21 protein-coding genes and 3 pseudogenes are annotated in these 23,903 nt (G+C 70.3%); 14 read left to right on the top strand and 10 right to left on the bottom strand.

All coding sequences use genetic code 11. From position 1 onward, the window contains the following. The first annotated feature begins 43 nt into the window (after positions 1-43). The gene (locus ACZ48Z_RS08925; protein ID WP_468735114.1) at positions 44-1,549 is read left to right on the top strand and encodes a sensor histidine kinase; all 1,506 of its coding nucleotides are present in this window, start codon (positions 44-46) and stop codon (positions 1,547-1,549) included. A gap of 61 nt (positions 1,550-1,610) precedes the next feature. Continuing rightward, positions 1,611-2,264 (top strand): response regulator, encoded by a 654-nt coding sequence (locus tag ACZ48Z_RS08930; protein ID WP_468735115.1) that lies wholly within the window; start codon positions 1,611-1,613, stop codon positions 2,262-2,264. A gap of 174 nt (positions 2,265-2,438) precedes the next feature. Here the strand turns inward: ACZ48Z_RS08930 and ACZ48Z_RS08935 are convergent, their stop codons facing one another. Together ACZ48Z_RS08935 and ACZ48Z_RS08940 are read right to left on the bottom strand one after the other, a co-directional pair. Continuing rightward, positions 2,439-3,536, bottom strand: a complete 1,098-nt coding sequence (locus tag ACZ48Z_RS08935; protein WP_468735116.1) for an RICIN domain-containing protein — start codon at positions 3,534-3,536, stop codon at positions 2,439-2,441. A 315-nt stretch (positions 3,537-3,851) separates the two neighbouring features. Then, positions 3,852-5,336: a ricin-type beta-trefoil lectin domain protein gene (locus ACZ48Z_RS08940; RefSeq protein WP_468735117.1), complete on the bottom strand. Its 1,485-nt coding sequence runs from the start codon at positions 5,334-5,336 to the stop codon at positions 3,852-3,854. Positions 5,337-5,748: 412 nt separating this feature from the next. Here ACZ48Z_RS08940 and ACZ48Z_RS08945 point away from each other — a divergent pair, with 412 nt between their 5' ends. Continuing rightward, the gene (locus ACZ48Z_RS08945; protein ID WP_468735118.1) at positions 5,749-6,258 is read left to right on the top strand and encodes a MarR family winged helix-turn-helix transcriptional regulator; all 510 of its coding nucleotides are present in this window, start codon (positions 5,749-5,751) and stop codon (positions 6,256-6,258) included. Positions 6,259-6,339: 81 nt separating this feature from the next. On the opposite strand, the pseudogene ACZ48Z_RS08950 reads toward ACZ48Z_RS08945, so the two are convergent. The 4 genes and pseudogenes from ACZ48Z_RS08950 to ACZ48Z_RS08965 all read right to left on the bottom strand — a co-directional run. After that, positions 6,340-6,762, bottom strand: a pseudogene (locus tag ACZ48Z_RS08950) (PPOX class F420-dependent oxidoreductase); the annotation flags it as partial. A 76-nt stretch (positions 6,763-6,838) separates the two neighbouring features. Next, positions 6,839-7,231 carry a nuclear transport factor 2 family protein gene (locus ACZ48Z_RS08955; protein WP_468735119.1) on the bottom strand — a complete coding sequence of 131 codons (393 nt, stop codon included), beginning with the start codon at positions 7,229-7,231 and terminating at the stop codon, positions 6,839-6,841. Positions 7,232-7,480: 249 nt separating this feature from the next. Next, positions 7,481-7,861: a VOC family protein gene (locus ACZ48Z_RS08960; RefSeq protein WP_468735120.1), complete on the bottom strand. Its 381-nt coding sequence runs from the start codon at positions 7,859-7,861 to the stop codon at positions 7,481-7,483. 116 nt (positions 7,862-7,977) lie between these two features. Continuing rightward, a complete protein-coding gene (locus tag ACZ48Z_RS08965) occupies positions 7,978-8,118 on the bottom strand; it encodes a hypothetical protein (protein ID WP_468735121.1) in 141 nt (46 codons plus the stop codon). A gap of 99 nt (positions 8,119-8,217) precedes the next feature. Between ACZ48Z_RS08965 and ACZ48Z_RS08970 the strand changes: the two genes are divergently transcribed. From ACZ48Z_RS08970 to ACZ48Z_RS08980, 3 genes and pseudogenes are all read left to right on the top strand, one after another. After that, the gene (locus tag ACZ48Z_RS08970) at positions 8,218-9,834 is read left to right on the top strand and encodes an MFS transporter (RefSeq protein ID WP_468735122.1); all 1,617 of its coding nucleotides are present in this window, start codon (positions 8,218-8,220) and stop codon (positions 9,832-9,834) included. Between the two features lie 230 nt (positions 9,835-10,064). Beyond that, positions 10,065-10,567, top strand: a pseudogene (locus ACZ48Z_RS08975) (DUF2252 family protein); the annotation flags it as partial. A 29-nt stretch (positions 10,568-10,596) separates the two neighbouring features. Beyond that, positions 10,597-11,013: an SHOCT domain-containing protein gene (locus tag ACZ48Z_RS08980; RefSeq protein ID WP_468735123.1), complete on the top strand. Its 417-nt coding sequence runs from the start codon at positions 10,597-10,599 to the stop codon at positions 11,011-11,013. Positions 11,014-11,022: 9 nt separating this feature from the next. Here the strand turns inward: ACZ48Z_RS08980 and ACZ48Z_RS08985 are convergent, their stop codons facing one another. Continuing rightward, positions 11,023-12,315, bottom strand: coding sequence for a cation:proton antiporter domain-containing protein (locus tag ACZ48Z_RS08985; protein WP_468735124.1), 1,293 nt, complete (start codon positions 12,313-12,315; stop codon positions 11,023-11,025). Between the two features lie 998 nt (positions 12,316-13,313). Here ACZ48Z_RS08985 and ACZ48Z_RS08990 point away from each other — a divergent pair. Then, a pseudogene (locus ACZ48Z_RS08990) lies at positions 13,314-13,484 on the top strand (histidine kinase); the annotation flags it as partial. 405 nt (positions 13,485-13,889) lie between these two features. Here ACZ48Z_RS08990 and ACZ48Z_RS08995 read toward each other — a convergent pair. Continuing rightward, complete coding sequence (locus tag ACZ48Z_RS08995) at positions 13,890-14,498, bottom strand: response regulator transcription factor (RefSeq protein WP_468735125.1); 609 nt, start codon at positions 14,496-14,498, stop codon at positions 13,890-13,892. A gap of 259 nt (positions 14,499-14,757) precedes the next feature. On the opposite strand from ACZ48Z_RS08995, the gene ACZ48Z_RS09000 reads away from it, so the two are divergent. Further along, positions 14,758-15,702: an MBL fold metallo-hydrolase gene (locus ACZ48Z_RS09000; protein WP_468735126.1), complete on the top strand. Its 945-nt coding sequence runs from the start codon at positions 14,758-14,760 to the stop codon at positions 15,700-15,702. Here the strand turns inward: ACZ48Z_RS09000 and ACZ48Z_RS09005 are convergent. Next, positions 15,672-16,184: a flavin reductase family protein gene (locus ACZ48Z_RS09005; protein WP_468735127.1), complete on the bottom strand. Its 513-nt coding sequence runs from the start codon at positions 16,182-16,184 to the stop codon at positions 15,672-15,674. The two genes, ACZ48Z_RS09000 and ACZ48Z_RS09005, sit on opposite strands and share 31 nt — an antisense overlap. A gap of 185 nt (positions 16,185-16,369) precedes the next feature. Between ACZ48Z_RS09005 and ACZ48Z_RS09010 the strand changes: the two genes are divergently transcribed. Both ACZ48Z_RS09010 and ACZ48Z_RS09015 read left to right on the top strand, forming a co-directional pair. Next, positions 16,370-17,953 (top strand): acyl-CoA carboxylase subunit beta, encoded by a 1,584-nt coding sequence (locus ACZ48Z_RS09010; RefSeq protein WP_468735128.1) that lies wholly within the window; start codon positions 16,370-16,372, stop codon positions 17,951-17,953. 177 nt (positions 17,954-18,130) lie between these two features. After that, complete coding sequence (locus ACZ48Z_RS09015; RefSeq protein WP_406465584.1) at positions 18,131-18,940, top strand: AfsR/SARP family transcriptional regulator; 810 nt, start codon at positions 18,131-18,133, stop codon at positions 18,938-18,940. Between the two features lie 702 nt (positions 18,941-19,642). Here ACZ48Z_RS09015 and ACZ48Z_RS09020 read toward each other — a convergent pair. Next, positions 19,643-20,071, bottom strand: a complete 429-nt coding sequence (locus ACZ48Z_RS09020; protein ID WP_468735129.1) for a nuclear transport factor 2 family protein — start codon at positions 20,069-20,071, stop codon at positions 19,643-19,645. 232 nt (positions 20,072-20,303) lie between these two features. Between ACZ48Z_RS09020 and ACZ48Z_RS09025 the strand changes: the two genes are divergently transcribed. From ACZ48Z_RS09025 to ACZ48Z_RS09040, 4 genes are all read left to right on the top strand, one after another. Further along, a complete protein-coding gene (locus ACZ48Z_RS09025) occupies positions 20,304-21,089 on the top strand; it encodes a 3-oxoacyl-ACP reductase (RefSeq protein WP_468735130.1) in 786 nt (261 codons plus the stop codon). Next, positions 21,089-21,826, top strand: a complete 738-nt coding sequence (locus ACZ48Z_RS09030) for an SDR family NAD(P)-dependent oxidoreductase (protein ID WP_468735131.1) — start codon at positions 21,089-21,091, stop codon at positions 21,824-21,826. Before ACZ48Z_RS09025 ends, ACZ48Z_RS09030 begins: the two co-directional genes overlap by 1 nt. Before the next feature lie 65 nt (positions 21,827-21,891). Then, complete coding sequence (locus ACZ48Z_RS09035) at positions 21,892-22,926, top strand: LLM class flavin-dependent oxidoreductase (RefSeq protein ID WP_468735132.1); 1,035 nt, start codon at positions 21,892-21,894, stop codon at positions 22,924-22,926. Positions 22,927-22,986: 60 nt separating this feature from the next. After that, positions 22,987-23,859 carry a DUF6081 family protein gene (locus tag ACZ48Z_RS09040; RefSeq protein ID WP_468735133.1) on the top strand — a complete coding sequence of 291 codons (873 nt, stop codon included), beginning with the start codon at positions 22,987-22,989 and terminating at the stop codon, positions 23,857-23,859. Positions 23,860-23,903 lie beyond the last annotated feature (44 nt).

Genomic DNA, 23,903 nt, shown 5'->3' on the forward strand with positions numbered 1-23,903 from the left:
CCGTCTCTTCCGAAGGAACCGCTGTGACGAGCAAAGGGAGATCGTGAGTCAGGCGTCCGAAGACACAGGGCTGTCGAGCCCGTCCGTACGGCTGTGGCGCACGCTGACGGGTGCGCCACGGTGGCTGCGCCATGAGGCGGCCGCGAGCTGGCTCTCGGTGCGTGCCGCCGAACGCCGTACGGTCGTCGTCGAGTCACTGCTGTGTGCCCTGACGGCGGCCTTCTGTCTGACACCGCTGCTGCTGGCACCCCCGCACCGGCCGGCGGCGGCCGTCCTGGAGGCGTTGTGGGCGACCCTGCTCGTGCCCGCTCGGCGCGGGCGGCCGATCGTCGCGGTCCTGGGGTCCGCTCCCCTGGTCGTGGGTGACAACGTGTGGACGCTGGCGGTGGCGCCGCTGGTCGTCCTGTCCGCCACCCGTCGTATGGGGCCGCCGCGGCGTGTGTGGCAGCTCGTCGGGGTGGCCTGTGCCGCCGTCGGCGTGCTGACCGTCGCCCGCGTTCTGTTCCGGCCCGGGGACCTGGCGTCGGAACTGGCCGACAACGCGGTTTCGGCGGTTCTGCTGCTTGTGCTGCCCGCCCTGGCAGGAACCCTGTGGGGTCGGCGGCGGCCCCTGGTCAGCCTGCTTCGGGAACGCAACGCCTATCTGGAACAGGCCCGCGCACTGACCGCCGCGACGGCCCGGCTGGAGGAACGGACCCGGATCGCGGGCGAGATGCACGATCTCCTGGGCCATCGGCTGAGCCTGATCTCGGTGCACGCCGGGGCGCTGGAACTCGCGGCCGCGCGGCAGGCACCCGCCCTCGTCGGGCAGGCCGAGCTGTTGCGCACGACCGCCGGTACGGCCATGGGCGAACTGCGCGAGATCCTCGGCGTCCTGCGGTTCGAGGACATCACGGATCCGACGGGCAGAGCCGCGGACGAGACGGGGACGCGGGAGGACATCAGCGCTCTGGTCACCGAATCCCGGCGGACGGGCAGCGTCGTCGAGCTGGACTGGTCCCTTCCCGATCAGGCCGAGGTGGGACTCCGTGCACGACAGGCGATCCACCGAGTGGTCCGGGAGGGGCTGACGAACGCGCTGAAGCACGCGTCCGGCGCGCCCACCGGGGTGGCGGTCAGGGGCACGGACAGCGGGATCGAGGTGTCCGTCACCAATGAGGCACCCCGCGCGGCGGGCCGGTCCCAGGGAGGAAACCACAGCGGTCTGGCCGGCTGCCGGGAGAGGATCTCCTTGCTCGGCGGCACGTTCGAGGCGGGTGCCCTGCCGGGCGGTGGCTTCCGCATGGCGGCCTGGCTGCCGACTCGGGGCAGCGGCATGCACGAACACTCCGTGCTCCCGGGGGCGGCGGGCCGGGGTTCTCCCGAACCCCTTCGGGGCACGGACCTCCTCGTGGCCGACGGCACCGAACCGAGAGGGGCGCGTGCCCCGCTGCCGGACGAGATCCTGACCTGGCCGCGGGTCCTCGGATCGGGCTGCCTTGCACTGCTCGTGGTCCTGCCGACGGTCGCCTTCCTGATCCTGCTGCTGGCGAACGCGGCCCTGCGCTGAACGCCCCTGGGAACGGCTCTGGGATGAACGGCCCTGGGGCGAGCGGCTCTAGGATGAGCTGATGATCCGAGTCCTGGTCGCCGACGACGAGGCGCTGATGCGCGCGGGAATCCGGCTGATCCTGGAGAACGCCGGGGACATCGAGGTGGTCGCCGAGGCGGGCGACGGCCGGGAGGCAGTCGAGACTTGCCGGGCCCAGGTCATCGATGTGGCCCTGCTCGACATCCAGATGCCGTCCAAGGACGGCATCGCCGCCGCGGAGGACATCGCCCGGCTCTCCCCCCGTACCTGCGTCGTGATGCTGACGGCGTTCGGTGAGGAAGCGAGCGTGACGCGCGCCCTGCGCGCCGGGGCCAGTGGTTTCCTCCTCAAGGACACCGGCCCCGCCGAGCTGATCCGATCCGTGCAACTCGCCGCGAGGGGCGAGCCGGTACTGGCTCCCCGGATCACCCGTCAGCTGCTGGAACGGCACGTGCGGTCCGGCCGGGACACCGAGGCCGCCCTGCGCAGGACCGAGGAGCTGACCCCGGCCGAACGGGATGTGCTGCGACTGCTCGGGACGGGCCTGTCCAACGCGGAGATCGCCGACCAGCTGTATCTGAGCGCCGGCACGGTCAAGGCGCACATCAGCCGGATCCTCACCCGCACCGGCTGCGCCAACCGCGTACAGGCCGCCGTCCTCGCGCACGACGCCGGGCTGCTCGACGACCGCTGAACCGGCCGGACCGACGTCCACGCACCGGGTCAGCGGCTGATGCGGTTCTTCCTGGCGAGGGTCCGACTCGTCGTCAACGGCGGCTCCGTCATCCGGACAACCGGCGCCACCGTCTGACGATGTCCCGCAGAACCCCGGAGCCGACGCGGGTCGGCAAGTGTGATGCGCAGGAGGCTATTTGGAGAAGTCCTGCGTCATCCAGACGGTCCCGTTCGCGTCCCGGACCACCGAGATGCCGACGTGCGCGAACGTGGAACTGAGGATGTTGCGCCGGTGGCCGTCGTTCGGCGGCTGTTCGGCGAGCATCTGCTGGGTGAGGTCGACCGCCGCCCGGGCGATGGCTTCACTGTCGGCGCTGACGCCGTCGGACTCACCGATGTTCTCGCCCGCCGCTGTCCACTTCACGCCCGCGGCCGTCTCCCTGGCCCCCAACGCGGCCTCGCCCGGGCATTGGTGGGACAGACCGCATCCGCCGGCCATCACGGCGGTGTGCGCGGCGGCACTGCGGTTCAGACCGTCAGTGATCGAGTAGTCCGGCAGACCGGCCGTCTCCCGGGCCTGGTTGATCGTGGTGAGCACCTGCTGCACCGGGTCGGCTTCGGTGGTGGTACTCGGGGTGGGGCTGGGCTGCGGAGTCGTCGCCGAGGGGCTCGGCGACGGCGTACCGGCGCCGGCCACCGGCTCCAACTGCCACTGCTGGTTGTCGCCTCCGGTGTCGTGGTACTGAATGATCGCCGCACCGTCCGCCGCGGAGGCGGACATGACGTCCAGCACCTTGCCGCTGTTGCGCGACACGATCTTGACGGCACCGCCGGTCACGTCATCGATCTGCCACTGCTGGTTCGCGGCTCCGGAGTCGGTCCCCTGCTGGACCGCGGCGAAGTCCGCCGTCGAGGCGTCCTCGACCTCCAGCACCTTGCCACTGTTGTGGTTGACCAACTCGTAGTAGCCGTCGCCAGTGGATTTCAGCCGCCATTCCTGGTTTTTGCCGCCGTTGTCCTGATACTGGATGACCCCCGCACCGTCTGCGATGGAATTCCCATTTACGTCCAGCGCCTTGTCGCTGTGCACAGATATCAGGTGGTAGTAGGTGGCGGCATCAATCGTCGCCGCCTCCGAACCGGGCTGGGAGAACAACAGAAAGGGCCCCAGGACAGCGGGTACGCCGATCAGCAGTCCGGTCGCGGTCCACCTCCGCCGATGACGCCCACGGGCCGGCCCGGCCGCTGCTGCGCCCTGCCGGTCCGGGCTTTTGTCACTCATATCGCTCATGCGACAGATCTCCTTGATCACAGGTTCTTCCGTGCGACGACCGACGACCGCCCCCACAGCCCGTGCCTTTCTCAGGGCGAGGCCACCGGATCTGTCTTCGGTGGTAGCCGATTCGAAAAAGGTTGCCGCTCGGTGCGAATGACTGTCCGCCGAAATGACTGTCCGCCGCAGGCGATGTCTCCGCGACTTCGGCCGGAGATTCAGGGGTGGTACACGCGAATGCCGAAGCGCCGCCGGCCTCGCCGTAAGGCGAAGCGCGACGGCGCTGACGGTTCGTTGCTCGATTCAGTGAACGGGGGGAAACAGGTGCGGGTGTCAGCTCCTGGCCCACTGCTGGTTGGTGCTGCCGTTGCAGTACCAGACGTCGACCGACGTGCCGTTGCCGGTGCCCGCTCCGGCGGCGTCCAGGCAGAGCGCCGGGTTGGCGACACTGGTCACGGAGAGGTCGGCGTTCACGTTCCACTGCTGTGCCGCCGCACCGGTGCAGTCGGTGATGACCACGGGGTCACCCGCCGTGGCTCCGGTGCCTCCGACCGTCATGCACTTGTTGCCGTAGACGGTGAGCTGCTTGTCCGCGTTCAGGTTCCAGGTCTGGTTGCCGCCGGCGTTGCAGTCCCACAGGTCGAGCTGGGTGCCGTTGGTCGTGCTGAAGCCGGGCACGTCGACGCAGCGGCCCGAGCCCACTCCGCGCAGGACCTCACCGGGAGGCGCGGGCGGCAGGTCGTTGACGGGCGGGGTCTTGCCGAAGCCGTAGCCCCAGCGCAGCAGCGCGACTCCGGTGGCGCTGTTGTCCACCAGGTTGCCCTTGGAGTCCAGGGACTCGATCGAGTAGGAGTCGCCGAAGCGCAGCCCCGGCCAGTACACGAGCCCCATCCCCTTGCTGCGGGCGGTGTTGGCCACGGCCGCGAGGTACGAGGTGTAGATGTTGCCGTTCCACGCGCCGTAGTTCAGGCCGATGGTCATCGGGGAGCCGGCCTCGTCGATGATGGTCCGGCCGGTGTACTTGCCGAGTCGGGCTTCGAGGTCGGCGGTCCAGTCGGACTGCTTGGTGTAGCTGTTCCAGAAGCCGTAGAAGTGCAGCGACAGCAGCGTTCCGCGCAGTGCGGGGGCCGCGCCTACACCGGTGACGTTGTCGTTGTAGCCGGTGCCGCTGATCACGACACGGCCGCGCGGGACGTCCTTGTGCCGGCCCAGCCAGCCGCTGGTGACGGACACCCACTGGTCCAGGGTGTAGCCGTGCGGCTCGTTCATCGGCTCGAAGTAGACCCGCGGGTTGTGCTTGTACTCCCGCACCACGGTGTTCCACATCTTGGTCCAGGCCGCCGTGTCGTCGACGAACCCGTCCTTGCTGGAGTCGGCCTCCCAGTAGCTGACGATGACCTTGTCACCGCTGGCCGTGGCCGCGTCGATCGTCGCCCGGTACGACTTCCACCAGGTGGTGCCCACGGACGCCGGGTTGATCGGCAGTCGCAGTGTGTTGGCGCCCAGGTTCTTCTTGAATCCGCCCACCATCTTCTCGGTGGTGCGGTACACCGTGCGGTAGCTGTCGGTCACCTTCAGCCCGCTCGGCACGACGGCGTCACTGGCGTAGTTGTCGCGCGGGTCCGCCCAGTTCACGCCGCGGAAGTCACTGGTACCGCCCTTCGGCGCGGGCTTCCCCTGCACCTGCGAGGTGGCCGACCTCTCGGGGGCCTGCTGGGCGAGGGCGGACCCGGGGGCGGTCAGCACCATGAGCGTCGCGCCGAAGCCGGCCATGAGCACACTGGCCAGTCTTCTCGACCTCGTCGGGGTCTTGGTCATGTCGTTCTCCAGTGACGGAAATCGCGGAGGGCGGAGTGCGGGTTCGTCACCTGAGCCGAGTCCGGGTCAGTGAGGAACCAGGGTCCGGATACGGGTGTTCGGACCCGCGTGAACCGGCCATGGTTACGTAACCATGGCCGGACACTGGCACGTTGCCCGCCCTGGTGACAAGACCTGTGACGCTTCCGAAATGCCACCGACTTCTGGCCGGACCCACCCGGAGCGGTACATCGGCCGGTCGAAGCCGAGGACACCCGGAGCGGGAGCCGTGGAGCCACTGCGGTACCTGGCCGCGAACCGAGACCGGCTCGGCCGGGACCTGGACGGCAGCCCAAATCCGCGCGAGGGAAGGTCGATGACCAATAACCTACAATTAACAATCCATGGAAGATAATTCTTCGGAAGAGGAGTAATGGCTGACCTGAAGCGGCTGTACCGGGAGCTGGTCTCCATGGAGATCGAGCTGTGGAGTGGGATCGAGGGGCGGTTGCGGGCCGAGTACGGCCTGCCGCTGACCTCGTTCGAGGTGCTGCACCTGCTGTTGCGCCGGCCCGGGTCACGGATCCAGGACATCGCCGAGGAGTTCTCCATCACGGTGGGCGGCACGAGCAAGGTGGTCGACCGTCTGGAGTCGGCCGGCCTGTGTGCACGGCGTGCCAATCCGGACGACCGCCGTTCCTCGATCGTCGAGCTGACGCCCGAGGGACGGAAACTGGTGGACGGAGCACTGAGGGTTTTCGAGGACGAGCTGGAACTGCGGATCGGGTCGGTGATCTCCGAGGAGTCCGTGCGCGAGGTGACCGCGGTCCTCGGCACGTTGCGGGCAGCCGGACGGGCCCTGGACGCGGAGCGGAAGGCCGCCGGGCAGACGCCGGCGGCGCACATGCCGGCGCCGAAGCAGCGCGGCCGGCCGGCGTCGTGAGTGACGGACTGCGAAGTACCCGTGGGCCGATGGGGCCGGACGCCTGAGTTCGTCCGGCCCGCCCTGACGGCCCCCAGGTCGGTCGGCGATGCCGCCGAAGGCGATGACCTTGTCGATGCGCCCGCGGACGAGGAGGTTGCCGGGGCCACCGTTGCGCGCGGCGTACTCCTCGGCGCGCTCCTCGCCCATGTAGCGGGCGCCGAGGAGGCCGCCCCAGCGAAGCATGCCGTCGGGGGCCTCGGAGATCTCGGCGCGTCCCTGGAGCAGGACGAAGGCGTACGGTGGCCGGTCCTCGTCGACACAGAGGGCGAACCGTCCGTCGCGGGCGAGGTTGCGGCCCTTGACACCGTTCTTCTCCGTGGTGAGCACCATGTCGTCGCCGTCGAGGAGGAACCAGACCGGTGTCACGTGGGGGCTGCCGTCGGCGCGGACGGTCGACAGTTTGCCGGTGCGGGTGCCGTGCGTGACGAACGCCCGCCACTGCTGCTCGGTCATCTTCCTCATGGGGTGCCTTTCACCTCGGTACGGATCGCGGCTCGTGGGTGCCCCGGGACCGGGTCAGCCCCGGGACACCAGGGGCTCAGCCCCAGAAGGCGTCTTCGGCGGCCGGGTCTTCGGAGAAGAGCCACATCTCGGCGATCCTGCCGCCCGCGATACGCAGGAGGTCGACACCACTCATGCTCATCGACGTGTCGCCGCGACGGCCGCTGAAGTGGATGGTGGCCGTGACGAGATCACCGTTGGCCATGAACGTGTGGATCGTGTCGATGGCGAAGGTGCCCTGGCTGGCCTCCATCATCCCGCCGAGCATCTGGAAAACGGCTCCCTGGCCCTTGTGCTCACCGGAGAACCGGTTGGCGCCGGGCTGGTGCCAGACGATCGCCTCGTCGAGGAGTTCGCCGAGGGCGGCCATGTCTCCCGTCTGCACGGCCTGGAAGTAGGTGCGGGCGATGTCGATGTTCGTGCTGGTCATGGGGCTTGCTCCTGGGGTGCGTTGGGCGGGGTGGCGGCTGTCGAGTGAAGCCGAGAGGGGCGGCCGGGCCGACGGGGCCGAAGCGGTGGAGTCGAGGGTGGGGTCGGTGACGAACCCGAGCCCGCCGTACTCCCGCTCACGGTGGCCGGACCGATGTAGAGACGGACAGGGTTCTTCGCCGGTCACGCCGGCGCCGGGCATCGCGGACCTCCAGGTGTGGAACGGGGAAGCGCAGCCCGCAGAGGCCGGTCACGGGGCGGGCGCGGAGAACACGCCGAAGTGGTTGCCCGCCGTGTCCTGCAGCCGGGCGAAGGGGAAGCCCGCGGAGTCGGAGACCGGCGCCATGAGCACCTCGGCGCCCAGCTTCCCGGCACGCTCGACCGTTACGGCGACGTCCTGGACGACGACGTAGAAGATCGCGTGGTCGGCGAAGTCACCCTGCGACTCCCACACACCGCCCGCCGGCTGCTGGGCGCCCGGCGTCATCACTGAGTGATACGTGACGCCCGGGGTGCCGGCGTTGAGGACGTACTTGCAGTCGAAGAGCTCGCTGTAGAACTCCTTGACCTTCTCCGGCTGACCGGTGCCGAACTCGAACCAGGCGACCGAGTTGAAGGGGGGAACGGTCATGACACTCACTCCTCACGCCCCGCAGGGCGACATGGGTGACTCTCCGCGGCAAAGGGCTGCGCATCGATCCGGCATCCAGCCAACCATTTCCATTCCATGGAAGCAACTTCCGTAGATTATTGTTCCATGGGTACGGGTTCGGGGTCGGTGGTCTTGGGGCGATCGAAGCCCTGCCCCAGCTCGCCACCGACCTCGGCACCGTCCTTGGCGCCGACCCGGAGGCGGTCGAGTGGCGGCGTCAGGAGTTCGAGGCTCACCGAGCGTCGCGTACGCAGGCCTGGCCAGACCTCCGCCAACCGGTTGACCTCGGTGGCGGGTCAGGTATCGCTCTTCGAGGCGGCTGGGACGATTCGCCCATGGCACCCGGAGAGGGCATTTCTGAGAGCGCTGCGACAGCCCGACTCGTTTTGCTGACACTTGCCGCCGGTCAGTTCCTGATGGCGCTCGACAGCTCTGTCATGAACGTCTCGATCGCGACGGTGGCCGACGACGTCGGCACGACGGTGACGGGTGTCCAGGGAGCCATCACGGCCTACACCCTGGTCATGGCGATGCTCATGATTCCCGGCGGCAAAGTCGGGGCGCTGATCGGCCGCAAACGCGCCTTCATGATCGGCTGCGGCGTCTACGGCTGCGGTTCCCTGACCACGGCACTCGCACCGAACCTGCCGGTGCTGCTGCTCGGCTGGTCGTTCCTCGAGGGAGTCGGAGCGGCGCTCATCCTGCCCGCGATCGTCGCACTCGTCGCCGGCAACTTCGCCGCCGAACGCCGTCCCGCCGCCTACGGACTCGTCGCCGCCGCAGGGGCCGTGGCCATCGCGCTCGGGCCGCTGATCGGGGGCGTCGCGACAACGTACTTCTCCTGGCGCTGGGTCTTCGCCGGCGAAGTCCTGGTGGTGCTCGGCGTCCTCGTGCCCGCCCGCCGTATCACCGACGCCGCGAGCGACAAACGTCCTCGCATCGATCTCGTCGGCACGATGCTGTCCGCTCTGGGACTGGGAGCCTTCGTCTACGGCGTACTGCGGTCCAGCGAATGGGGCTGGTTCACGCCGAAGCCCGACGCGCCTTCGTGGCTCGGCGTTTCCCTTGCCGTGTGGCTGATGCTGGCAGGTCTGCTCCTGGTCTGGCTCTTCCTCCGCTGGGAAGCCCGCGTTGTGGAACGGCACGGGGAGCCGCTCATCGACCCGGCCATGCTGCACAACAAGCAGCTCACCGGCGGGCTGACGATGTTCTTCTTCCAGTACCTCGTGCAAATGGGCGTGTTCTTCGTCGTACCGCTCTATCTGTCGGTCGCCCTGGGCCTGTCCGCGCTCTCGACCGGTGTCCGCATCCTGCCGCTCTCGCTGCCGCTGCTGGCGGCCGCGGTCCTGATCCCGCGTCTCTTCCCGGACGTCTCGCCGCGGCGGGTGGTGCGGCTCGGGGTACTCGCGCTGCTCGCGGGCGCGGTGGTCCTGATGGCCGCGCTCGACACGGATGCCGGTGCCGCAGTCGTCACCGTCCCCCTCCTGCTGATCGGGCTCGGCATGGGAGCGTTGGCGTCGCAGCTCGGTTCTGTCGCCGTGTCCGCGGTGCCGAACGCGCAGAGCGCGGAGGTCGGCGGCGTGCAGAACGCCGTGACCAACCTCGGCGCATCGGTGGGCACGGCACTCGCCGGGTCGATTCTGATCGCCACGCTCACGTCCTCGTTCCTGACCACCGTGGACCAGGATCCGGCCGTCCCCGCCGACGTCAGGAGCCAGGCTGCCGTCGAGCTCCAGAGCGGCGCGCCCTTCCTGTCGGACGCCCAGCTCGAAGCCGCCCTCGCCGAAGCGGGCACAAGCACCGAGGTGACTCGGGCGGCACTCGACGCGAACGCCGACGCCAGGATCGACGGTCTGCGCGCCGCCCTCGCCATCCTCGCCCTCACCGCTCTTCTGGCGATGTTCTTCACCCACAGAATCCCGAAGACGCAACCCCGTTCGACGGGGTCCTAGTACGACGGACCGGGATCGGGAGCGGGATCGGAGGGGCGGCTCCCTCACAGGCTGTCCCGTCCCGGGCTGTCCCGTCCCGTCCCGTCGCCGGGAACGCTGTCGGCCGAGATGCCTGCCGGTGCGGAGTGTGGAACGGTGGGATGGGCGCGGGGCCCCGGTCCGGGGCAGATGCTCCACAGGGCCGCTGCGCCCAGGAGGTGGCGTCATGGCTGACCAGGCGGCTGCAGCACCTGCGGTCCGACCGGCGCCGGCTGCTGCCGCGGTACCGGATCGTCGACATGGCCCGCAGGGTCGGCGGCGTCGGCCCGCTGCTCGGCAGGAACGACGAGGCTCCGCTGCTGCTCCAGGCGAAGGAAGCCGACCGGTCGGTGCCGACCCCGTACGCGGGGCGAGCGCCCACGATCACCACGGCCAACGGGTCGTCTCCGGGCGGCGTCGTCTCCTGCGGGTGGCCAACGACATCTTCCTCGGCTGGGAACGCCTCACAGGTATCGACGGGCGCCAACGCGACTTCTGCATCCGCCAGTTGCGGGACCGGAAAGGCATCGCCGAACCGCAGCTCATGGTCCCCGGGGACATGCGCGCCATGGGTGAACCCTGCGGCGCGGCTCTCGCCCGCGCCCGCTCCGGAGACCGCATCGGCATCGCCGCCCACCTCGGCACCGGCGATGCCTTCGACCGGGCGCTCACCGAAGCCGTACACGTCGGCCGAGTTCCCCGCGAGGCCCCGTAACGCACACCAGAGGCAGCAGGAGGACGACTATGAACGACAACCTGGATCTGGCCTACGACTATCCGCTCCTGGGCGCGTTCTGGACGCTGATGTGGATCTTCCTGTGGGTCCTGTGGATCATTCTGCTGTTCCGCGTCATCGGGGATGTCTTCCGCGACGACTCGCTCAGCGGCTTGGGGAAGACAGGATGGACCTTCTTCTTGATCGTCATGCCGTTCCTCGGCATCTTCGTGTACCTGATCGCCCGGGGCCGCGGCATGGGCAGGCGCGAACAGGAGCACGCCAGGGCGCGGCGGGACGAACTCGACGCGTTCATCCGGGAAACCGTCGGAAGCACGGGCACGGGCGATGCGGACGAGCTGATCAAGCTCTCCGAGCTCAAGAACAAGGGTGAGATCACCGAGGCGGAGTTCCAGCACGCCAAGCAGAAGGTCCTGACGTCCTGACGACGCCGTTCACTGCTCGCGTGATGCGGGGCGCTCGGGTACGGGTGCGCCCTCGCGCAGGTCACGGGTGCCGGCCGCGGCTCGCTGGTGCCAGCGGCCGTACCGTTCGGCGAGGGGTGCGGCCGAGACGCCGTGCAGGAGGACGCTGAGACCGACAGTGATCGCGACCACCCTGCCCAGCAGCTCCACCCCGGGGACATGTTCCTCCACCACGAGCAACGCCAGCACGACGGATGCGAGACCGCGCGGCCCGAACCACCCGACGTACACCACCGTGAAGGGCCGCAGCCCGCTCCCCAGAAGCGAGAGGGCCACCGGCACCATCCTGACGACGGTGAGACTGAGCACCGCGTACACGACGATCCGCCCGCTCAGGTGCTCCAGCGCGGGACCGAGCAGCACCGCCCCGAAGATCAGGAGGCTGATCGACGCGAGCAGCCGTCCGAGGTTCTCGGCGAACTCCGCTGTGCGGTCCGGGTCTTCCCGCTCGGCACCGGCCCGGTGGCGACGCAGGGCGAACCCGAAGGCGAATCCCGCGACCCAGGCGGCGATGAAGCCGCTGCCGTCCGTCACGACGGCGAGTCCGTACGACGCTGCCGCGACGGCCGGCGGGTAGACCTGCCGCCACTCCCACGTAACCCATCCCCTGGCCCGGGACCACTGCAGCAGCCGACCGCCGAGTCCACCGACCAGCAGACCCAGCACGGTGCTCAGGACGAGAGCGCGCCAGAGGACACCCGTCACGCCCTCCTCCGCGTACCGCGTGCCCGGGACGGCTGCCAGGAACAGGACGAAGAAGGGCAGCACCATGCCGTCGTTCAGGCCGCTTTCGACATGCAGACCGTGACGTACGAGCGCCGGGCCACGGGGACCGGAGCCGGCGGTCCTTTCGAGGGCCGTGTCGTCGGTGGGGACGAGGATGGCGCCGAGGAGGGCGAGCTCCCACACCGTCAACCCGGGCAGCAGCAGCCAGGCGAGCAGCCAGCCCGCTCCGAGGCTCAGCGGCAGTCCGATGCCCAGCAGACGCCCCGCCAGAAACCCGCCGGTCACCAGGTCCCGTCTGCGGACCGTCATGGCATCGGTGAACAGCACCACTGTCAGGGTGGCTTCGAGGAGCGCGATGATCGGTTCGGCGTCGCGCTTCAGGTCGACGATGCCAAGCACAGCCGGCCCGACGAGGATCCCGGAACCGACGAACACGATCGCCGCCGACAGCGGCGTCGAGGACAGCCGACGCGAGCACAACCCGTACGCGGCGGTGACGCCCGCGACGGCCACACCGGTCCAGGCACCGCTGCTCATGCTCTGACCCTCCCGGATCCACCCGCCGTCCGCGCGAACGCGCCGATGGCCTCCTTCTACAGGCAGGCGAAGGGCTGCCTGCAGGAACGGCGGGGCGCAGTCGCCCGTACGGCCCACCCGGTCGGGCCGACTCGCCGTGGAGCGGCGGACATCGGAGGCGGACGATCCCCAGGTGCCGTGGAGCCCGCACGACCGGCCCGCATCAGCCGTCCGAGCGCCGAGCGGGTCGGTCCGTCGCGCGGTGGGTGAACCCGCGGGCCGTACGGCGAAGTCCTTTTCGCCTGCCGCGGGTGACCTACTGGCTGCCGGATGCGTAGGACGTGCCGGCCTGCTGAGCGGCGTTCCCGCACTTCGATCACAGCTGAAAAGCTTCGGGGACTGATTGGGGGTGCATGTTAGGGTTGAATGAGATCTTTCGAAGGTCGACTCACGGGGGAATTACGGTGACGGAAATTCCTGATGGAGAGCAGCCGCCCCGTCTGGCGCTGCATCTCATGGCTGCCATCCAATGCAGCGTGGCATTTATGATCGCCCTCAACCTGCTGGCATCACATCCACGACCCTGGCAAATCATCGGATTCCTGACCACTCTGCCACTGGTCGGCGCCGTGCAGGTCATACATTGCGCACCCGCCACCGTACGGTTACGCGAGCGCTACGGAAAATTGACCCTGATATTACAGGCCCTGTTGACCTTTATACCAACGATGTTTTTCGGCCTTAATTGGGTGGGACTCTCGGGCCTGTTGGCCGGTTCGATCCTGCTGGTCCTCGAGCCACCTCTGTCCGTAGGACTATTCGCTGCCGTGTGTATCGCAGCCAGCGGCATCGCCCTCCTCTTCGGGAGCCGCATTTTCGGTGCGTCCTGGCTGGTTGTTTCGATATTGATGATCGGCACGATGATCTACGGTCTCGGCCGTATCGCCGAACTCGTGGCCGAATTGCATCGGGCCCGCGGCGCGGCGACCCGGCTGGCCATCGAACAGGAACGGCTCCGGATGGCCCGGGACCTGCACGACCTGCTCGGCTACAGCCTGTCCGTCATCACTCTCAAGAGCGAGCTGACCGTCCGGCTGGTGGGATCGAGCGACGACCGGGCCCGGAGGGAACTCCTCGAGATCCTGCAGACCTCGCGCCAGGCGCTTTCCGATGTGCGTTCGGTGTCCCGCGGTTACCGGCACATGCGGATCGCCGACGAGACCGCTTCGGTGCGGGGTGTCCTGCTCGCGGCGGGCATCGAGGTGTCCATGGACCTGTCCGTGAGCGGTCTCCCCGTCGACAGGGAGACGGTTCTGGCCACGGTTCTGCGCGAGGGTGTGACCAACCTGCTGAGGCACAGCCGGGCGAAACGTTGCCGCATCGTCCTGCGCGAGGTGGACGGCGGCGTACGCCTCACCGTCTCGAACGACGGGGTCGTCCCGGGCTCCGAGAGCACGAACCGGCAGGGCGGCGGGCTGGACAACCTCACCGAGCGGTTGACACGAGTGGGCGGCCGGCTGCGCGCGACCGCGGATCCGGACGGCTGGTTCTACCTGGTCGCCGAATGCCCGACCGGTCCCCGGCACGGCGCGGGGTCAGTCGATCCAGCCGGCGTCGCGGGCGATCCGTACTGCGTCCAGACGATTGCGGGCACCCAGCTTGGTCACCACAGAGCTCAGGTAGTTCCGGACGGTGCCGACGGCGAGGTGGAGCTTGGCCGCGATCTCCGGGACCTCAGCACCTTCCGACGCAAGTGACAGGACGTCAGACTCCCGCTGGGTCAGCGGCTGGTCGCCGCGCTGCCAGACGGTGAAGGCGAGCCGGGTGTCGATCACCCGCTGACCGTCCGCCACCTTGCGTATCGCCGCGGCCAGTTCCGACGGCGGGGCGTCCTTGAGCAGATAGCCGAAGACCATCGCCTCCATCGCCCGGCGCACCGTGCCGGGCTGGTCCGTGCCGGTCAGCATCAGGGTCCGGCACTCCGGCAGGTGTTCATGCAACTGGGTCGCGGCCGCGATGCCGTCCACTCCGGGAAGGCCCACGTCGATCACGGCGACGTCGGGGCGGTGCGCCAGACCGGCGGAGAGGACCTCGCGGCCGTCGGCGACCTGCGCCACGACGCTGAGGTCCTGCTCCATCTCCATCAGCGCCACCAGCGCCCCTCGCACCATCCCCATGTCCTCGGCGAGCAAGACGCGAATCACCCAGACCTCCCCGTTTCCCGCAGCCCTGACGCTCCCGTTGTCACTCAGTGTCCGTGGCATCTACCGCACGGCACAATAGGGCCCGGTGCCGTGCGGGAGCGCAACGCTCCGCCGGGCCGCGCGCGGGACTCCCGGCACCGGGTGCCGGGGACACGGCCCGGTGCGTTCCGGGTTCGAGCCGTACTCGACCCGCTGCGGCAAGGGTCGTACCGCAACCGGACCCCGCGACGACCGCGGCAGCCCTCGGGAGGCCCATGTGATGACACCGCGTGCGACATCCGACGAACAGCAGGGCCACGCGGCCCCGGACGACACGCGTCTGGAGGAAGTGGCGGACGGCGTCTTCGCCTACATCCAGCCGGACGGCGGCTGGTGCCTGAACAACGCGGGCCTCGTCGTCCACGACGGCAGGGCGGCGCTCGTCGACACCGCCGCGACCGAAACCCGGGCCCGCCGCCTGCGCGAGGCCGTGCGCGGTGTGACGGCGGCACCTCCCGGCGTCCTGGTCAACACCCACTTCCACGGCGACCACACCTTCGGCAACTTCGTCTTCCCCGAAGCGCTGGTCGTCGGCCACGAACGGACCCGCAGCGAGGCTCTGGCGGCCGGGCTGCACCTCACCGGTCTGTGGCCCGAGGTGCGCTGGGGCGCCCTCGAACTCGCGCCCCCGGCCCTCACCTACCGCGACGGCGTGACCCTGCACGTGGGCGAGGTGCGCGTCGAGGTGCTGCACCCGGGACCGGCGCACACGACCGACGACTCCGTCGTCTGGCTTCCCGACCAGAAGGTGTTGTTCACCGGAGACATCGTCATGTCGGGTGTCACGCCGTTCTGCGCGATGGGATCGGTCAGCGGATCGCTCGCCGTCCTCGACCGGCTGCGGTCGCTGGGCGCCCGCACCGTGGTGCCCGGCCACGGCCCGGTCGCGGGCCCCGAGGTGTTCGACGTCACCGAGAGCTACCTGCGGTGGGTTCAGGCGACGGCACGGCAGGGCATGGCCGCGGGACTCAGCCCCCTGGAGGCCGCCCGCGCCTGCGACCCGGGCGACTTCGCCGGGCTGCGCGACTCCGAGCGGCTACTGCCCAACCTGCGCCGTGCCTACGCGGAGGCGCAGGGTGCGGTTCCGGGAGCGCCGCTGGACATCGGGGCCCTGTTCGCCGAGATGGTCGAGTTTCACGGCCGGCTGCCGACCTGCCGGGCCTGAGGGTTCCACACCTCGAACTCCCCCTGGTGATAGAGCACGGGCGACCGCGGCAGCACCTCGGCCCCCTCCACCCGGCCGATGAGAATCCAGTGGTCGCCCGCCTCCACCGTCTGTACGACGACGCACTCGGCGTACGCCAGCACGGCGTCGACTAGGACGGGGGCGCCGCCCGCGACGGCCGACGGCATCCACCGCAGCCCGGCGAACTTCCGCTCGGAGCGGCCCGCGCAGACCCGGGCCGCCTGCTGTCCGCCGTCGGCCAGCACGTTCACGACGAACGCCCCCGATGTCAGCAGGGCGTCCAGGGTGTGCGACTGCTTGTCCACACAGACCAGCAGCAGGGGCGGCCTGGCCGACACGGCCGACACCGCGTTGCAGGTCAGTCCGCGGGGTCTGCCGTCCGCGTCCATCGCCGTGACGATCGAGACCATCGTCGGAAACGAGCCGAACAGTTCTTGAAAGCGCGTCACATCCACGGCCATGCCGTCTCACCTCACGTCGGTGGGTCCGGAACGTCGACGACCCTTTCGGCCGCTGCTGGAACCCCGCTGGACCGCCCCTGGAGGACGGCTGCGGTCCACCCGCCTTCGACCCAGTGTCCAGTCGGTCGCCGGAGAGTCGGTGCCCGGACGGACACACCGTCCGGGCGCCGAACAGGAGGCATCCGATGACGACCGCTCAGGAAAGGCCGCCGGCCATCTCGCCCCAGCGGCGACTCGTGGCGGAACTGCGCACCATCCGGAGTCAGGCGCGGCAGGGCCCAAGTGAGAAGGCGACCGAGGCGCAGCACGCCAAGGGCAAGCTGACCGCGCGGGAGCGCATCGACGTGCTGCTGGACGAGGGATCGTTCACGGAGATGGAACAGCTGCGGCGGCACCGCGCGGTGGGCTTCGGCATGGAGACCAAGAGGCCCCGCACGGACGGCGTGGTGACCGGCTGGGGGACGGTGCACGGCCGGCCGGTGTTCGTGTACGCGCACGACTTCCGCATGTTCGGCGGCGCTCTCGGCGAGGCGCACGCCGCCAAGATCCACAAGGTCATGGACATGGCCATCGCGGCCGGGGCCCCGCTGGTCTCCCTGAACGACGGCGCGGGTGCCCGCATCCAGGAGGGCGTGGTGGCGCTCGCCGGCTACGGCGGCATCTTCCGGCGCAACACCAGGGCCTCCGGCGTCATTCCGCAGATCAGCGTCATGCTGGGCCCCTGCGCGGGCGGAGCCGCGTACTCCCCGGCTCTGACCGACTTCGTCTTCATGGTCCGCGACACCTCGCAGATGTTCATCACAGGACCGGACGTCATCCAGGCGGTGACAGGGGAGAAGGTCGGGCAGAACGCCCTCGGCGGCGCGGACGTGCACGCCGGCACCTCCGGCGTCTGCCACTTCGCCCACGACGACGAGCAGACCTGCCTCGAAGAGGTCCGCTACCTGCTGTCCCTGCTGCCGCAGAACAACCGCGAGCACCCGCCGGCGGCCGAACCGGCCGACCCCGCCGACCGGCGGTGCGAGGCGCTGCTGGACCTGGTGCCGGCGGACGGAAACCGACCGTACGACATGACCCGGGTGATCGAGGAGATCGTCGACGACGGCGAGTACCTGGAGGTCCACGAGCTCTGGGCCCGCAACATCGTCTGCGCACTGGCCCGGCTGGACGGGCGGGTCGTCGGCATCGTCGCCAACCAGCCGCAGGTGCTGGCGGGAGTGCTCGACATCGAGGCGTCCGAGAAGGCGGCGCGGTTCGTGCAGATGTGCGATGCGTTCAATGTCCCGCTGGTCACCCTGCTGGACGTGCCCGGGTTCCTGCCGGGCGTGGGTCAGGAGCACGACGGGATCATCCGGCACGGCGCGAAGCTGCTGTACGCGTACTGCAACGCCACCGTGCCGCGGATCTCCCTGGTGCTGCGCAAGGCCTACGGAGGTGCCTACATCGTGATGGACAGTCAGTCCACCGGGGCGGACCTGACCTACGCCTGGCCGACGAACGAGATCGCGGTGATGGGCGCCGAGGGCGCGGCCAACGTCATCTTCCGGCGCGAGATCGCCGCGGCCGACGACCCGGACGCCGTACGTGCCCGACTGGTCAAGGAGTACAAGGCCGAGCTGATGCATCCCTACTACGCCGCCGAGCGGGGCCTGGTCGACGACGTCATCGACCCGGCCGACACCCGCGAGGTGCTCGCCCGGTCCCTGGCGATGCTGCACACCAAGCACGCCGACCTGCCCGTCCGCAAACACGGCAACCCGCCCCTCTGATTCTGACGTTCCGTCAGAAATCCCTGGTGAGCGGCGGTTTGTGAGGAACTCACGTGCCGGGTGAGGTGTTCACGCCGGAGTCGTGACGTGTGCACTGGGCCCCGTGAGGCACTGAGTGACAAGCTCGGCTACGACCGAACACGACATGAGAACCTGACGCGAATGGGGGCACTCTCGGTGAACATCGAGGTGTTGGGACAGTTCTCGGTCCGCGAACGCGGCCTGTCGATCGTGCCGAGCGCCGGAAAGCCCCGGCAGATTCTGTCCCTGCTGACGCTGCGTGCCGGGCACTTCGTCCCGGTGCCCACACTGATGGAGGAGGTCTGGGGGAACGACATCCCGCGCAGCGCGCTGACCACCCTGCAGACCTACATCCTCCAGCTTCGCCGCAAGATCACGCGGACGCTGCCGCCCGGCTCGGACCTGTCCGCCAAGGACGTTCTGGTCACATCGCTCGGCGGGTACAAGCTGGCCGCGCCCCTTGAGACCTTCGACCTGCGGGAGTTCGAGCGGCTGGCCGCCCGCGGCGGAGCCGCCCTGGAGGCGGGGGACGCGCGTGCCGCGTCCATCAGCCTGAGCCGGGCACTGGCCTGCTGGAAGGGTCCGGCGCTCGCCGACGTTCCGGTGGGACGGGTGCTGGAGATGGAGCTCCTCGGCATCGAGGAGAGCCGCACCCAGGTGCTGGAACGGCGGATCGAGGCCGATCTGCGGCTCGGCCGGCACGCCCCGCTCCTCGGCGAGCTGCGGACCCTGGTGGCCCGCCACCCCATGAACGAGAACCTGTGCGCCCTGCTGATGATCGCGCTGTACCGGTCCGGCAGCGGCTGGCGGGCGCTCTACGCCTTCCGCCGACTGCGCGAGACCCTCACCGAGGAACTCGGCGTGGAACCGTCCTCCCGGCTGCAGCGACTGCACCAGGCCGTACTCAGCGGCGACCCCGCACTGGAGACACCCGACTGGGAACGCCCGGGCCGCCTGGCCGGCTGAACGCCGGGCGGCCAGGCCGCCGAACTGCCGGATCACCGGCTCGCCAGCCGCCTGGACACCACGCCGCAGGGCCGTTGAGGCGCTGAGCCGCCAGACCGCTGAGCCGCCGCGCTGCCGGGCCGCCGCGCTGCTGGAGCACCGGGGCGTCGGGCTGCCGGGCCGTTGGGCTGCCGGTGCGCCGGACCGCTGGGATACCAGGCCGCCGGGCTGCCGGGCCGTCAGGTTGCTGGGGCCGCGGGCGCGCCGCGCTGCTGGAGCACCGGGCCGCCGGGCTGTAGAGCCATCGGGCTGCCGGGTCGTTGGGCTGCCGGTGCGCCGGACCGCTGGGATACCAGGTCGACGGGGCTTCCGGCCCGTCAGGTTGCCGGGTCGCCGATGCGCCGGACTGCTGGAGCACCGGGCCGCCGGGCTGTAGAGCCATCGGGCTGCCGGGCCGTTGGGCTGCCGGTGCGCCGGACCGCTGGGATACCAGGTCGGCGGGCTTCCGGCCCGTCAGGTTGCTGGGCCGCCGGCGCGCCGGGCTGTTGGACCGCCAGGCCGCCGCGCTGCTGGGGCGCTGAGCCGGCACGTCGTCGGGGCACCGGGCAGCCAGGCCGTCGAGCCGTTGCGCTGTGGGGGCGCCCCGGGTCGCCGGGGTGTCGGTCGTGGGGTGGGGGCGGGGGTTCCAAGAACACGAACTCCCGCCCCCGTCCCCTCCGGTCCTCAGAACATCTGGTCGTGTGTGACCAGCCTCGACCTGGTGAGGATGCCCTCCTCGCCGGCCACCAGCACGTCGTGCACGACGCAGCTCGGCGCGATCTCCGGCTTGCCGCCCGGACGGACCGTGACCACCAGCGCGTAGACCGTGGAGCGGATCGTGCCGTCGGGCTGCCACTCCAGGGCGATGTGGTTGAACCAGTGCCGGCGCTGGACCGGATCGTTCTCGAACCGGCGGTGGAACTCGACCAGTTCGGCGACGATGCCCGGCCGGGTGACCGCAGGCGTGGCACCCGGCGAGTGCTGGAAACTGCCGTCCTCCGTGAAGGTCGCGGCGTAGTCCGCGAACCGGCCGGCGTCCAACGCCTGCATCTGGTGCGCGTAGAAGTGCTGGACCTGCGAGTACAGGTCGGTACGGACCGGGGTGGCGGTCATCGGCTCCTCCAGGGCTCCGGGTGCGAACGGCTGATGCCGCACCCACCGTGTCCGGCCCGCCTAGAGGGCAGCTCGAAGGACGGTACGGCGCCCACCGGATCCGCGATTCCGCCGTCCGCCCGGCTCCATCCGCCTTCCACCCCGCCTCTAGTCCCGCCGGTCAGTCTCGGTCCGCAGGACGCGCAGGCCCCGCAGGGGGCGGGCCGTCGTCGAGGACATGCAGGGAGGCAGCATGACGGAGGCAGTGCGGCCGGTGGCATTGGTGACCGGCGCCACCAGCGGGATCGGCCTGGAGATCACCACCCGGCTGGCGAGCCGCGGCGCGAGCGTCTTCATCTGTGCCCGCCGCTCCGAGGAACTGACCGCCGTGGTCAAGGAGTTGCGGGACAAGGGCCTGGAGGTCGACGGAACCGTCTGCGACGTCGCCGACCCCGAGCAGATCCGGGGGTACGTCCGTGCCGCCGTCGAACGGTACGGCCCGGTGGACATCCTCGTGAACAACGCGGGCCGCAGCGGCGGCGGCGCCACCGCCGAGATCCCCGACGAACTGTGGCTAGACGTGATCAACACCAACCTCAACAGTGTCTTCCTCATGACCAAGGAAGTGCTCACCACCGGCGGCATGCTGGACCGCGAGCGCGGCCGGATCGTCAACATCGCGTCCACCGGCGGCAAGCAGGGAGTCGTCCACGCCGCGCCCTACTCGGCGTCCAAGCACGGAGTGGTCGGCTTCACCAAGGCCGTCGGCCTGGAGCTGGCCCGCACCGGCATCACGGTCAACGCGGTCTGCCCCGGCTTCGTCGAGACGCCGATGGCCGCGCGGGTCCGCGAGCACTACGCGGCCATCTGGGGCGTGGACGAGCAGGAGGCGCACGACCGCATCACCACGCGCGTGCCGCTCGGCCGGTACGTGGAGCCACGCGAGGTGGCCGCCATGGTCGAGTACCTGGTCGGCGACGACGCGGCCGCCGTGACGGCCCAGGCGCTCAACGTCTGCGGCGGACTGGGGAACTACTGATGACCGTCGCACGGGTCGCACTCGTCACCGGCTCCTCCTCCGGCATCGGCGAGGCCGTCGCCCTGCGCCTCGCCGCCGAGGGAATCCGCGTCGTCGTGAACTCCGCGCGTTCGGTGGAGGCCGGTGAGAAGGTCGCCGCCGCCCTGCCCGACGCGATCTACGTACGGGCCGACGTCTCGGACGAGGCCCAGGCCCGGCACCTCGTCGACTCCGCCGTCGCACACTACGGGCGGCTCGACATCCTGGTGAACAACGCGGGCGTCTCCCGTCCCGTACCGCACGCCGACCTGGCGGCGGCCACACCCGACCTCTGGCGGGAGATCCTCGGCCTCAACGTCATCGGCACCTGGCAGACGACGGTCGCCGCGATGCCGCACCTGGCCCGGACCGGTGCCGGATCGGTGGTCAACATCTCCTCGATCGCCGGCAGCCGCCCGGCGGGCAGTTCGATCCCGTACGCCGTCAGCAAGGCGGCGATCGAGCACATGACCCGGCTGCTGGCGAACGCCACCGGGCCCGAGGTCCGTGTCAACGCGGTCGCTCCCGGCCTGGTCGAGACACCGTGGACACAGGGCAAGGACTTCTTCGTGCCGATCGCGCAGAAGGTGCGGGAGAGTACGCCGCTGCGCCGGGTGGGCCGGCCCGAGGACGTCGCCGAGGCCGTGCTGGGCCTGGCCGACGCCGCGTACACGACCGGGCAGGTGCTGCTCGTGGACGGCGGCGCGCACCTCATCTGACGAGGTGTGCGTTCCGGAAGAGTGAAGAGTCCGGCGAGATCCGGGATCCTCCGAGGGAGTTGACGATGCGGCTTGCGGCGAATCTGGTCTACCAGGGGGCGGGCGAACTCGCCCGTGCCGCAGAGACTCTGGACTACGGGCTCGTGCTGGCCCCGGAGGGCTACCGGTCCGACGCGGCCAGCGTGCTGGGCCTGGTGGCGGGTCGCACCGAGCGGATCGGCCTGGCGTCCGCCGTCATGCAGATACCGGCGCGCCCGCCGGGACTCGCCGCGCTCACCGCGGCCACTCTGGACGCGCTGAGCGGCGGCCGGTTCCGGCTGGGCCTCGGGGTGTCCAACCCCGATGTCTCGGACGGCTGGTACGGGGTGCCGTTCGGCCGGCCGCTGGAGCGGACCAGGGAGTACGTCGACATCGTCCGGCAGGCTCTCGGTGGCGGCCCCGTGACCTACCGGGGCCGGCACTTCCAGCTGCCGGCCGACGGCCGTGACGGGGCGCCGCTGCATGTGCTGACCGAGCTGCCCAGGTCACGGATCCCGGTCTACCTGGCGGCGGTGGGGCCCCGCAGTCTGCGGCTCGCGGGTGAGATCGCGGACGGCTGGCTGGGGGTGTTCACTCCGCCCGAGGCGGCGGCCAAGGCCGTCACCGAGATCCGTGCGGGCCGGGAGGCGGCCGGGCGGGACATGACCGGCTTCGAGATCCTGCCCAGCCTGCCCGCGTCGGTCGCGGACGACGTGCCCACCGCGGTGGACGCGTTGCGCGGCCAGTACGTCTACCTGCTGGGCATCGGCGACCCGGCGCACAACTTCTACTGCGCACTCGCACGCGAGATGGGCTACGCCCGTGAGATCGAGGTCTTCCACGAGCGGCTGGCCGACGGCGACCGGGCCGGTGCGGCGGCCGCGCTGCCCATGGACTTCATCGACCACACCTCGCTCGCCGGCCCGGTGCCCCGGCTCGCCGACCGGATGCAGGCGTACGCGGAGGCCGGCGTGACCACCCTGGGCGTCATGGTGTCCGCCGCGGCGACGTCCCTGGACGGGCGGCTGCGGATCCTGCGTGCGGCGGCGGAGGCGCTGGAGGTGTCGGGGGTCGGCGACTGACCCGGGGTGTGACACGCATGAACGGACAGCGCCCGGGCGGGCGTGGGAGGCGGAGGCACGGTGGCGTACACACGGCACAGCGGTACCGGCGTTTCGACGGACGGCCAGGACGAGGCGGTGTTCACCGACGAGTTCCGCCCCGCGGGACCGGACCGGGAACAGACCGGGCTGCCGCCGGCATGGCTCGCCCGTCCCGCGGCCGGCCTGGCCACCGGGGACGGGATCGCCCGGGTCACTCCGCAGGGCCTGGTCGTGGCGCCGCCGGGCCGCGATCCGGCGACCGGCCGGCCCCGGTTCGCGGCCCCCACGTCCTCGGATGCCGCGAGCCACCTGCGCTGGGTCGCCTTCGCAGGCACCGCCACCCCACCGGGCTTCGCCCTGCGCGACGGGTCGGTACTCACCGCTCAGATGGAACTCGCGGCGGAGATATACGGCCCGGCCGCGCGGGTGCCCGAGGGCGGGCCGGTGAGCGGGTCGGGCGTCGCCGACACCCGTGCGGGAATGGGCGGGATGCTCTGCGTGGACCTCGGCTCCGGCCTGGTTCTCGACTTCCTGCTCACCAACGACCGGGTCTGGGTGCTGTACGAGCGGCTCGGCCGGCCCGGCACCGGCCACGGCACCTTCACCTACGAGATCCCGGTCGCCGAGCGTTCGCCGGACCGCCGCCATCGGTGCGCGGTACGGGTCGACCGGGCCCGCGGCACGGCGGTGTGGTCGCTGGACGGCGAGGAGGTCCTCGCGGTGCCGGACCTGGGCCGCCGCCTCCCGTCCCGCTCCGCCCACCTCACCCGGTCGGCCGACGGTCCCGAGGAGAGCGTCCGGCCCGACCGACTCGCCCTGGGCATCGGCCTGTTCAGCGAGATCCCGGAGTTCTCCGGCGTACGCGTGACGGTGCGCCGGGCCACCGTGTCGCGCTCCGCCCCCACCCGCTGACACCGCGAAACCCGCCCTCCTCCCGTATCGCCGGTGAGGAGGGC

Source organism: Streptomyces sp. NPDC031225 (assembly GCF_055570355.1).